We start from the raw sequence: 11,837 nt of genomic DNA on the forward strand, positions 1-11,837 counted from the left end.
GGATGAATAATCTATATCGCTTTATAACTTACTTTATATTCCACATTCGGCTGAACGATTAATTGATATTTATTTTTGGCTAATGTTGTAATCGTTCCTGAATTAGTTTTTGGTTTGCTTGAACTTTCGAAAATCAATTTTCCTTCACCTTCAGCGGCTTTTATTTTGATTTCTTTGGTGCTACAATACAATTCAACTTCACCATTTGGTGTTGGAACTTTTCCCTGCATCCATTGTAAACCGCCAAGATTTGGCTTAATTTCATATTCTGAATATCCCGGAGCAGTTGGTTTTACGCCTAAATAATATTTTCCCAATAAGTAAATCGGACTTGAGCCCCAAGCATGGCAAAGACTTTTCCCGTAAGGGCGTCCATACATCGCTAAATGTTCGGTTCCTTTTTTGGTTGGATTGTACTCTTCCCAGAAAGAAGTCGCGCCCTCATTCAGCATTCCGCCCCAATAATTTTTCATTTCTTTAAGAACATAATTCTGTTCGCCCATAGCACACAATGCTTCTAACTCGTAAAAACGCATGTATGGTGTTGTGATTTTAAGGATATTATCATTGAGCAACACCTTCTTTTTTATACTTTGCTTTTGTTCTTCATTAAAATAATTGAAAAAAATACCGAACATATTAGGGTATCTGGTTACAATATCCTGCATTTTACCGTCGATACGCTGGTGCTTCATGACGTTTTCTTTTTTATCCCAAAACACATCAAATAATTTTATTTTTAAATCATCCGCTAATTTTTGATACTGTTTTTGGTCTTCATTTTCACCTGCAATTTTAGCACTAACTGCCATGGCTTCTAAACTTCTTGCTAAAAGCATTTGCTCAAAACTAACCTCACCGGTTTTTGGTAATCCGTTTGCCCAATCAATAAAAACCCAATCGCCTTCTAATGGTTCAAGGAATCCGTTTGTGTTTCTTCTTTTTAAGCAGAATTCCATAAGTGATTTCATTCTTGGATAAAAAGTTTTGATAAATTTTGTATCGCCCGTGTGTAAATAGTAATCATAAACACCTACAAACCAATACAACGAATAATCCATTATGATGTTAATATGAGCCGTCACGGGTTCTTTACCACGAAGAGCCAACAGCGTTCGTTCTACAGAAGCCGAATCAAAGAATAAATAATAATTCATTAAATAACTTTGATAAGCGTCGCCAGACCAAACCCAACGGTCGCGTTTAATGCCGTCTATAAAAAATTCGCGAGTTGTTAAATGCATCGTGTAAGCCGACACATCCCAAATTTTATTCAATTGTTCATCCGAAGATTTGAATGCTCCACGATAGTCTAATGGCAAATATTCATAAAGCATCGAAATAGAATCATATTTTACCGATGCATCTGCTTGTACCTGAACATAACGGAATGCTTTGGATCCGTTATGTGTATAAGTTTGAGGCTGTTTTCCATCAAAAGATAAGTGATCTAAAGTTTCGCATTTGGCAGAATCCAGCGCTTCCTCACGAGATTCACCATAATAAAGTGCTACTTTACCTTTTCCTTTTAAACCGTGAATTTTAATATAACCAAACGTTTCTTTACCAAAATCTACTAACTCACCAGCTCCAATTTTTTCGGTTTTCTTTGCACGCAAAGGTTTGGTTGTTAGTTTAAATCCAGAAGGCTTATTCTCTGGGGAATAAAAATTCCAGGAACCAACAGGAACCCATGGTGTGCCTGATTGTTGTGCTTTTCCTGCTTCATCTATCCAAAGCTTATCTTCATTGGTCACCTTCCAGGATGGATCCGATTTAACATACTTACCATCAATATAAATAGCTGGCAACACTTCCTGATTATAGACTTTAAAGGAAATTTTGTGTTTCCCGACAGTAATTTTTAATGATTTTGGCTGACCGTAAACCTGAACGCCATCTAAAAGCAATTGAAAAGAGCCTTCTGAGTATATTTTTATCTCGTCCGGTTCGGGAATATCTACTTCTGTTTGAAAAGTTACTAAGGAATAAGGACTGTAATATTGCCAAAGCGGAGGGAATACTGCTTCGCGTTCTGTGCGTCGGACTTGCATTTTATTGCTTAACCAAACTTCAAAATCACCTGGGTACCAGATCCATGTCGCTTCTTTTGGTTTTTCTTGTGCAAACAAAAAAACAGAAGGATATAAAACCATACAAATAAACAGGAATCTTAAAATGGAAAATCGGTTATGCATATATCTTTTTTTTGGAGCTAAAGATAAGTGTTATTTTTACATTTCACAACCTGTAGTGTCCTGTTTGTTTGGATTATTTAACTTATAAAATACATTGGCTGTAATTTTAAGCATATATTTTTATCTAATTCATTAAATTTTGTTTTAATATTTCTGAAATAGATAAATGGGTTGTGGGATTTATCATTCATTGAAAGATAAATTACAGTATAAATTGAAGCCTCCTTATTTGGAGGCTTTTTTTGTTTTATTTATTACCTTTTCAATTTCTTTATTGACTGTGATTATAATTATATTTTTCTCGTGTCGAACTGTTACAAATCCTCCGCATTCGAAACCAATATTTTTGAGCCATTTCCCACAAAGTCGGATTTCAGGGAACACAACATTCTTTCTGGTTGACCTTGCAAAAGACTTTCGATGTATTTTTAACTGTCGTTTTCCTACTCGTTGAATTATATTTTCTTGCTTCATGATTATCATTAATTTACACAAAAATACCATAAATTATATTAAAAAGAAAATAAATCAACAAATTATGTTGATTTTAATTTATTACACTTTGATTCTCAAGTCTTTAAAATTTTGCGATATTTGCAGGAATTCATAAACTAAAAATGTGTCTAAAGTAAACTTGAATAGAATAAAAGCTGTTTTGGCAGAAAAAAATAGAAATGGTAAAGATTTAGCAAGCCATTTAGGAAAAACAGAAACAACTGTTTCTCGCTGGTCTACTAATGAAATTCAACCTTCTATTGAAACGCTTTATGAAATTTCTAAATATCTGAAAGTTGATATTAGGGAGTTGTTGGTTTCTACTGGAAACAAATAAAAAACGCTTTCTCTATAAGAAAGCGTTTTAATAATTTATATATTTTTAAGCATTTAGCTTCTTTTTTTTCAGTATTCTTTTTTGATGCTTTTTTCTTTTGAAAAAAATCACTCAAAGCTTTTTCTTCAGCTAATGTTAGAGAACTCAATCCTCCAATAGTATCAATTTCTAAATCTGTTTTTTAGCTTTCATAATTATTCAATTAATATAAGACCAAATCATCACTTGTTAGTTTTATTTTGGGTTTATCCAATTTTTTCACAGCTTCTTTAACCTTAATTTGATCTTCTTTAGAAAGAAATACAGGTATCAATACTGCTATTTCTATTTTTAGTAACCTATGTATAATAATTAAATTTTTTAAAGTAAATGGTTTAATACCATTCATAAGTTCTGACATATGAGTTTTACTTTTATGACCTAAAATTAAGGCCAAATTTTCCTGAGTTAATTCAAATTCTTTGAGTTTTTTTCTAATCGCTTGTTTTCTGTTTTCCAGAAATAATCTTTCTAATTCAGCAATACGTTCAGCCTTGTCACTTTCTAAAAGTTTATTATCATCAATTTTGTCAATATTACTCCATTCAGAATTTTCATATTTTTCAATTATATCGCGTAGTTTGGATCTTAAACTTTTAAAATGAAGATCTTCCTTTGCAAGAAGTCTTAGTTTCCTATCAGAAATAAGAGCTCTTTCATAGTCTAATTCATTTGTGATTATCCCTTTTTCTACAATTTTATCTATGTCGAAATGTGTTTTCATTATTCTATATAACCGTTTTTTCTTAACCATTTTTCAATAGTCAGTTTATTATTTTTAAATGTAGATTCATATTCCTGATGAGTTCCTGCCCATACAATTGTCGCTTCACCATCATCATCAAATTCGATCATTATAAGTGTTCGATGAATATTAATATTAAAAAAATAAAATCCATTATTATGAACACAATCTGCATCATTTCTCATATCGATAATACTTTCTTTGTCAGGATTAAACTTTTCTAAATCTGATATTAACTTATCTATTTCAATACATAGCTTTTTATTACCTATATTTTTCTTTTGAATCTTTAAAATTGTCCTTTTCCCTATAATTCTCATAAATGATGACTTTGCAAATGTAAAAAAAAGTTCTGATATAAACCGAACTTTATTATTAACGTTTCTGGTCAACCCAAAAGTTAATCTGTCAAATTTATAAAATTTTACTTACATTTTTTAAGTCATTTATTTTTATAATTTAATATCAAATAAAAAACGCTTCCCTAAAAAAGAAAGCGTTTGTCATTATATTATTTAGAAAAACTTCTAATTCCCATTAAAAAACAAATACAAACTCAAAATCACCAATCCCAATAAAGCGAATAAAATCTTCACTTTCTTACTAGTTTTAGGAATATCAGCTTCATCAGAAAAATTAATCTCAGGATTTTTATCTACTAAAGAAATAATAATTGCTGACACTAATAATGTAGCAAAAATGTAAAATGAGATTAATAAAAAGTGAGGCCAAACCGGATATTTATCTGCAGGAAATATCCATAAATACAAAACCCCAACAAATAAACTAAATCCTGAACCCCAAGACAAAGTTGCATTTACTGCTTTTTTTGTCGTACGTTTCCAGAAAATACTTAAAAGAAAAACAACCGATAATGAAGGCGCAAGGAAACCCAAAACTGCCTGAAAAATATTGAATAAATTTTGTCCCTTAATATTATCAATCGCAACTGCAATAAGAATTGCAAACAAACATCCGGCTGCAATTGTGATTCTTCCAATTTTGATTTGCTCTTTAATCGTTGCCGTCGGATTAATTTTTTTTACATAAATATCATTCGTAAAAACAGTACTTAATGCATTTAGCGACGAACCAATAGTTCCTACCAAAACCGCAATCATCACACAAATAACCAAACCGTTCATTCCGCTTGGGAATAAATTCGTAACCATTGTCATATAAGCCAAATCAGAGTTTTTGCCTAATTCAGGATATAATGCATAACACAAAATTCCGGGTAAAATAAACAAAGGTAAAGCCATGACTTTTAGCCAGCCAATAAAGTTTACGCCCAATTGTCCTTGTTCTAAATTCTTTGCACCCAAAACACTCTGAACCATCGATTGATCTGTACAGAAAAAAGCAACCGCAGCAACGGGATATCCTAACAAAATAGCCGGCCACGGATAATGTGCATCGTTTGCAGGCTGCACTAAATTCCAGAAGTTAGAAGGTGTTTTTGCGATTAAAACATCAATTCCGCCTAATTTTTGTAAACCTAAATAAGACAATGTAAGTGAAACCACAATTAGTAAAATCATCTGAAAAACATTGACTTTAGCAATCGCTTTTAATCCTCCGGCGAAAGTAAAAATTCCCGAAAAAATCACTAAAACCGTAACACTTTGCCACATTGGGATTCCCAGAATCTGACGTACTAAAACGCCTCCACTAAACAATCCTAAAGATAACCAGCTTACCAAAATTTTGACTAAAGCATACCAAGCCAGAATATTTTGTGTGCTGTCTCCGTAGCGTTTTCCCATATATTCTGGCATCGTGCTTACTTTGCTTGCAATATAACGCGGAGCAAAAACCATCGCCAAAAGCAATAAGAAAACAAAAGCGTACCACTCGAAATTTCCGGCTACAATTCCGGTTGCGTAACCAATACTCGCAAACGCCAATAACGATGACGGACCAACATTTGTTCCCCACATATTAAACCCAATACTATACCAGTTTAGTGAATTTCCAGCTAGAAAAAGTGTTTCGTTTTTCTTGCTTTGCTTGACACTTACTACCCAACCAATGATTAATAAAGCCACCAAATAAACGGCAACAATTATAAAATCAAGTGTCGTTAATTTATCATAAATGCTGTTCATAGCCCATATTCGTTAAGAATATCAGCAATTTTTACTGGCATTCCGGTTTGCAATGATTTATCCATTGCCTGCAATAAAGCAACGGATCCAATTCCTTCTTCCATGTTGGGATACGCTTCAAAATTCAGCTCGATACTGTCTACAAAATATTCTAAATAGTTTTGATATTCTCCAGCGTGATGGCTTTGCCCTTCAAAACGGAAATAGTGTTTCAAGGTAGAATCTCCCCACGTTATTACTTTTTCTTCGCCTGTTTTGTCTGTAATAGCATAACGCAATTCGTGATAATCTGCCTGACTTGCGCCTTCGGTTGCACGCAAAATTGTACTCATTCCGCTGTCACGTTGTGCAGGTTGCGTTGGCGAAGTATAAACGCCGCTTACTCTGGCGATTCGTCCGTCAGTGGCTTTAAAAATAAAATGCATCGTATCTTCATTTTTTAACCCTGCTGCACTTCCGTTACTGCTAATCATTCCGTAACCCATTACTTCCTGAATATTGGGCAAATACCATCTGATAAAATCGACAGGATGACTTAATCCTCCGTATAACCATTTAAAAGATTGCAACAATGACCATTCTTTCTTTAAAAACCATCTGTGATCTGCATGATATTGTGCTTCAATTGTAATTAAATCTCCTATCAATCCTTCTTCAAAATCAGCCCTTTGTCTTTTTGCAGGTTCAAAAAATCGGGAACTCTGACCTATAAAAACTTTCTTTCCTGTCTTTTTGCTGAGTTCTAAAAGTTCAGCAGCATCAGAAAGATTATCAATAAATGGTTTGGTGCAAACTACATGTTTTCCGTGCAGTAAAGCTTGCTTTATATGTTCTGCGTGAAGATGGTCCGGTGTATAAATTGCTATGATATCTATATTTTTATCATTTAATAAATCATCGTAATTTGTAGTATACGAATGAAAATCAAACTCTTTTGCTCTTTGTTTACACAATTCTTCATTGCGGTCGCATACTTTTACAAGTTCTAATTTTGAACTTTCGATAGCAGCAGACATCGTACTTCGTCCTTCTCCGAGTCCTAAAATGGCTATTTTTAACATGAGGTGTGGTTATTTTAGATTGTTGATTTTAGATTATTTCCGAAATCTTCTTTGAGATTAGTTTTATTTTTCACGCAGATTAGGCAGATCGAGCAGATATTCTTTCTTCTTGGCTCTTTCTTCTATTTTTTCTCCTCTACACTCACTTTATTTAAGAAAATCCAGGTTTCGTCTGGTTTTGTGCCTTCAATTCCGGTTTGGTATTTTTTCATTAAAGCGTTCCACTCGTCTACACGCGGATTATTTTGTGTTGTTTTTGGGTTTAATTTATCCAGATTTTCTCCTTTTGGAATACTGATAATCAGCATCAATTGTTTCTCGTTTTTAAAAACTTGTAGTTGCTGGAAATCGGCATTGCAGAAACCTTTTGCTATTTCCGGCCATTTTTCGAATTGTGTCGTATGATAATCTACATATTCTTTTTGCAGTTTAAGATCATCGATCAGATTCGCTGTCAAAACAACATTTTCCCATTCTGATGCCGGTTTTGAATCCTTACATCTTTCAAAATTCTGGAAATCATAAATTGGGTTTTCATAAATCTTAATTTGGATCGACGGAAAAGCCAAAGCCAACTTTCGTTTCGTTCTTTCCGGCTGATTCATTTTGCCGTAAATCACCAAATGATTTTTCCATTGGTACAATGATTCACCCACAATTCTGAATCCTTTTATTGTCGATTTGATTTTTTCGATATCAAAATCAGCACCTATTAATTCGATCGCAACAGGTTTTGGCAATTCTTGTAATCCCCATGATTCTTCGATTACAACTTCTTTTACTAAATCAAGATACGGCGCTCTGATTCCCGCAGCATCTTTAATTTTAGTACTCACATAAGGATCATTATTCTGCCAAATATTTCCTTCCGGACCGTTATTGTTTTTTAGGATTTTCTCCGTTGCAATCCAGTTATTTTTTATCGTAAAGCCCTGACTTCCTTCATCCGTATACAAATACAACCATAAAAACGGATCGTGCGCATACGGACTATTATATACTTTATCGATATAATTTTCTTCTATCTGACTATTTGGCTGAGATGAAAGGGTGTAAATCCCGGAAACATCGTGTAAATGCTTTGCATAATGATGAATTTTATTTGCCAGGATTTTGTTGTTTTCCATCACATTTTTAGTGTGTGTCCAACCCCAGCCCATCGCAATTCCGGAATATGAAACATCTGAGATTTCGTTATGTTCTATCGTAATGTTTTTTACAAAACCAGCGCTGATTCCCAATGTTCCCCAATCTTCATTGGTTACATTGGTAATTAAATTATCTGAGATTGTTTCATTCGAACAAACTTCTCTTTCATCTTTTACGACTAATGGTAAATGGGCTTCAAAAGCTTCTTCAGAGAAAACACCAACATTTATAGCGCTTCCGCCAATGTCCTTAAATAAATTCCCTTTGATGATATTGTGATGTGTTCCTTTATTTAAATCTAATCCTGTAGAAGATAAATGCTCAAAACGACAAGATTCGAACTGAAGATTATTCGAATAATTTACTTCAACGGCTGCGCGAGGTCTTCCTACCCAAGCCTGATTTTCTAAACTGGCCTGATTTGGAGTTCCCGGAACTTTTAGTTTATAAGCATCTAATAGATATAATCCTGATTGCAGCGGAACGTGACCTTGCTGTGAAGGACGAAGCCAATTGCTGTATTGAAACGAAATTCCTTTAAATCTAAAATCGTGAACAGGAGAATCTATAGTTCCTTTAATTTCCAGTAAATTTTCTAAAACCGGAACTGTTACTTTTGCCGAATTCATGTCTTCACCAGCTCTTGGAATATAATAGATTTTAGCATTTTTTTTATCCAAATACCATTCTCCGGGTTCATTGAGCATCGAAATTCCGTTGTTTAAATAAAAGGCTGAGTTTCCGTTGTTTTTAGAAATCCAAGGCGCTGGCCAGGGATGTTCGCTTTGAATACGGCTTTCAGGCTGCTCGAACGAAAGTCTGGCGCTGTCTTTTTTTATTTCGATATTTTTGATACGAAGATTGGCAATCGACCACCATTGTACGATAAACATTTCCATTCCGGGTTCGTACTTAATCGATTTATCCTTGAACGGAATCCAACAGGTTTCTGTCGCAGCATCCCAGGATAAAATTCGATCCATAGTGTTTCCGGCAGTACTTTTTGCACGAACAGCTTTTTTATCATTGACCCATAATTGTCTGTAATTAATAAGTTCACCGGCTATTTTTGGAGCATCAGCAACCCACATGTTAGACCTTTTGATTCCGTTTACAATGGTCGATTTTTTCCAGTTTTTTATTTCGATTCCTGCGCTAATTATTGGTTTTGCATTTATATCTGACTGTATTGTAGTGGGACTTTCAGGAGTTCCTGAATCTTCCGGTCTTACAAATAAAGGTTCGTTTAGATAGTATGTTCCATTCATTACTATAATCTGAATTCCGTCTTTTATAGAAGGATCTTTTAGCCTGCGCAATTCTCTGGCTTTTCGCATTGCCATTTGTATCGTAGCCAGAGGATTTGATTTTGTCCCAATATTAGTGTCATTTCCATTTGGAGAAACCCAAATTTCAGCTGCATTTGCAGAAAAAATGGTACAAATGAGCACAAAAACGGTCAGTAATTTAGTAAAAGAATTTAAACGCATTATTTTTAACTTTTTTGGTAGTAAAATTATCTAAGATGTAATTTAAAGTAATAAAAAAATTACATACTAAACCATTTTAACATTTATCTTAAATATATGGCACAATTTAAAAGAACCCAAAAATAAAAGCATCCTGTACCCTCCTGCAATTCAAGAAATGTGGATGAAAAAATACAGATTCATAACTTTTAACGTTTCTTTTGTTGCAAACAATCAACTTAATTAAGTTTTTATAATATTTTTTTATAGATTTGTGTAATCGATTACATTTATATTTATTTGTTTAACTGCTTTCTTTTTTTCTTTATCAATAAAAAAACAAGCATCAATAAATAAATTTGACAAATAAAGTTTTCTATTACTACTAAACTATTAACCATAATTCAACAAGAATGAAAACGAATCCTATTCACCTTTTACGCTTTGCTGTGGCAATCCTAATTGCAAGTTGTTCGCAAAATAGTATGGCCCAAAATTCAAAGTCTTATGACACTTATAAAAACATTGAATTTAAAATGGCAAAAGTCAAAGAGCCGGTAATTCCAAAAAATAGTGTAAACATTAAAGATTTTGGTGCCGTAAATGGCGGATACGTTTTAAATACAAAGGCTTTCGCCGATGCTATAGATGCGGTTTCGAAAAAAGGCGGTGGAAAAGTAATTATCCCGCCCGGAATCTGGCTTACGGGACCAATTATTCTAAAAAGCAATCTTGAACTTCATGCTGAAACCGGAGCTTTAATCAAATTTTCACCAGACAAAAGTTTGCATCCAATCATAGAAACGAGTTTTGAGGGCTTGAATACCTGGCGTTGCATCTCTCCTATTTATGGTAAAAACCTTGAGAATATCGCTTTTACAGGAAATGGTGTCTGGGACGGTTCAGGCGAAGTTTGGAGACAAGTAAAAAAGAGTAAATTGACAGATAGCCAATGGAAAAAATTCGTTTCTTCCGGAGGTGTTTTAAACGATAAAAAAGACAGTTGGTATCCATCAGAAACTTTTATGAATGCTTCTAAAGGTGCAGACCAAAACGTGCGTCCGGATTTAAAAACGAAAGAAGAATTCGAAAAAATTCATGACTTTTTACGTCCTGTATTAGTGAGTATTCAAAACAGTAAAAGAGTATTGTTTGACGGGCCTGTTTTTCAGAATTCACCAGCGTGGAACATACATCCGTTAATGGTTGAGGATTTAATTGTTCGCAATGTTACGGTTCGTAATCCCTGGTATTCCCAAAATGGCGATGGACTTGATGTAGAATCCTGTAAAAATGTAATCATCGAAAACTCCAGTTTTGATGTTGGAGACGATGCTATCTGTATTAAATCAGGAAAAGATAAAGACGGTCGCGAAAGAGGTGTTCCCTGCGAAAATATTATCGTAAAAAACAATATCGTTTATCACGGACATGGCGGTGTTACGGTTGGAAGTGAGATGTCAGGCGGAGTAAAAAACCTACATGTATCGAACTGTACTTTTATGGGAACTGATGTTGGTCTTCGTTTTAAAAGTAACCGCGGACGTGGCGGTGTGGTAGAGAACATTTATATCTCTGATATTTTTATGACCGACATTCCTTCTCAGGCAATATCTTTTAATTTGTATTACGGAGGAAAATCTATCGCCGAAACCCTGGAAGAAGGCGGAGATAAAATCATCAATAAAGCAATGCCTGTAACGGTAGAAACGCCACAGTTTAAAAACATTTCGATCAAAAATATTACTATTAATGGCGCACAACAAGCGGTATTTTTACAAGGTTTGCCTGAAATGAATTTAGAGAATATCGAAATCTCCAACTTAACGGTTAAAGCCGATAAAGGATTCTCAATCATTGATGCTAACGGAATCAAAATAAGCAATGCAAAACTGGATATTGAAGCAAGTAATGTATTCGAAATTTATAATGCCAAAAATCTTTCTTTAAAAAATGTAGTATTTAATTCTACTTCTGCAAAAGCAGTTTCTGTAAACGGAGAAGCTTCTCAAAATATCGAATTTGTTTCTTCTACAGGAGTAGATTTTTCTAAGAGAACAACTGTTGGCGAAACGGTTCCTAAAGGTGCTGTGAAGTTTTAGATAACTTAGATAATTAGATAATTAGATAATTAGATAATTAGATAATTAGATAATTAGATAATTAGATAATTAGATAATTAGATAATTAGATAATTAGATAATTAGATAATTAGATAATAAAAAAACAGGCTGTC

Annotated in this window: 9 protein-coding genes; 2 read left to right on the forward strand and 7 right to left on the reverse strand. The window is 33.8% G+C overall.

Annotated features, from left to right (window positions below; translation table 11 throughout):
• Positions 1-11: 11 nt before the first annotated feature.
• Both BXU01_RS13960 and BXU01_RS23985 read right to left on the reverse strand, forming a co-directional pair.
• Positions 12-2,198 (reverse strand): family 78 glycoside hydrolase catalytic domain, encoded by a 2,187-nt coding sequence (locus tag BXU01_RS13960; RefSeq protein WP_083693769.1) that lies wholly within the window; start codon positions 2,196-2,198, stop codon positions 12-14.
• Between the two features lie 225 nt (positions 2,199-2,423).
• On the reverse strand, positions 2,424-2,702 hold the full coding sequence (locus tag BXU01_RS23985; RefSeq protein ID WP_369819552.1) for a SymE family type I addiction module toxin: 279 nt from the start codon (positions 2,700-2,702) through the stop codon (positions 2,424-2,426).
• Positions 2,703-2,817: 115 nt separating this feature from the next.
• Between BXU01_RS23985 and BXU01_RS13970 the strand changes: the two genes are divergently transcribed.
• Complete coding sequence (locus tag BXU01_RS13970; protein ID WP_083693771.1) at positions 2,818-3,030, forward strand: helix-turn-helix transcriptional regulator; 213 nt, start codon at positions 2,818-2,820, stop codon at positions 3,028-3,030.
• A 202-nt stretch (positions 3,031-3,232) separates the two neighbouring features.
• On the opposite strand, the gene BXU01_RS13975 is transcribed toward BXU01_RS13970, so the two are convergent.
• The 5 genes from BXU01_RS13975 to BXU01_RS13995 all read right to left on the reverse strand — a co-directional run bounded on the left by BXU01_RS13975 (position 3,233) and on the right by BXU01_RS13995 (position 9,622).
• Positions 3,233-3,793, reverse strand: a complete 561-nt coding sequence (locus tag BXU01_RS13975; RefSeq protein ID WP_083693978.1) for a helix-turn-helix domain-containing protein — start codon at positions 3,791-3,793, stop codon at positions 3,233-3,235.
• Entirely contained in the window at positions 3,793-4,134 is a 342-nt protein-coding gene (locus tag BXU01_RS13980) for a type II toxin-antitoxin system HigB family toxin (protein WP_083693772.1), read from the reverse strand. The genes BXU01_RS13975 and BXU01_RS13980 overlap by 1 nt, the downstream gene beginning before the upstream one ends.
• Before the next feature lie 207 nt (positions 4,135-4,341).
• Positions 4,342-5,922 carry a sodium:solute symporter gene (locus BXU01_RS13985; RefSeq protein ID WP_083693773.1) on the reverse strand — a complete coding sequence of 527 codons (1,581 nt, stop codon included), beginning with the start codon at positions 5,920-5,922 and terminating at the stop codon, positions 4,342-4,344.
• Entirely contained in the window at positions 5,919-6,983 is a 1,065-nt protein-coding gene (locus BXU01_RS13990) for a Gfo/Idh/MocA family protein (protein WP_083693774.1), read from the reverse strand. Before BXU01_RS13990 ends, BXU01_RS13985 begins: the two co-directional genes overlap by 4 nt.
• 122 nt (positions 6,984-7,105) lie before the next feature.
• On the reverse strand, positions 7,106-9,622 hold the full coding sequence (locus BXU01_RS13995) for a right-handed parallel beta-helix repeat-containing protein (protein ID WP_083693775.1): 2,517 nt from the start codon (positions 9,620-9,622) through the stop codon (positions 7,106-7,108).
• A gap of 392 nt (positions 9,623-10,014) precedes the next feature.
• On the opposite strand from BXU01_RS13995, the gene BXU01_RS14000 reads away from it, so the two are divergent.
• A complete protein-coding gene (locus BXU01_RS14000) occupies positions 10,015-11,703 on the forward strand; it encodes a glycoside hydrolase family 28 protein (protein WP_083693776.1) in 1,689 nt (562 codons plus the stop codon).
• Positions 11,704-11,837: the final 134 nt, after the last annotated feature.

Origin of the sequence: [Flexibacter] sp. ATCC 35103 (genome assembly GCF_001975985.1) — a bacterium.
Lineage (GTDB): Bacteria > Bacteroidota > Bacteroidia > Flavobacteriales > Flavobacteriaceae > Flavobacterium.

Bases quoted from the DNA above. Each gene is read 5' to 3' on its own strand.
- BXU01_RS13960 (WP_083693769.1), bottom strand. From the start codon at position 2,198: ATGCATAACCGATTTTCCATTTTAAGATTCCTGTTTATTTGTATGGTT.
- BXU01_RS23985 (WP_369819552.1), bottom strand. From the start codon at position 2,702: ATGGTATTTTTGTGTAAATTAATGATAATCATGAAGCAAGAAAATATA.
- BXU01_RS13975 (WP_083693978.1), bottom strand. From the start codon at position 3,793: ATGAAAACACATTTCGACATAGATAAAATTGTAGAAAAAGGGATAATC.
- BXU01_RS13980 (WP_083693772.1), bottom strand. From the start codon at position 4,134: ATGAGAATTATAGGGAAAAGGACAATTTTAAAGATTCAAAAGAAAAAT.
- BXU01_RS13985 (WP_083693773.1), bottom strand. From the start codon at position 5,922: ATGAACAGCATTTATGATAAATTAACGACACTTGATTTTATAATTGTT.
- BXU01_RS13990 (WP_083693774.1), bottom strand. From the start codon at position 6,983: ATGTTAAAAATAGCCATTTTAGGACTCGGAGAAGGACGAAGTACGATG.
- BXU01_RS13995 (WP_083693775.1), bottom strand. From the start codon at position 9,622: ATGCGTTTAAATTCTTTTACTAAATTACTGACCGTTTTTGTGCTCATT.
- BXU01_RS14000 (WP_083693776.1), top strand. From the start codon at position 10,015: ATGAAAACGAATCCTATTCACCTTTTACGCTTTGCTGTGGCAATCCTA.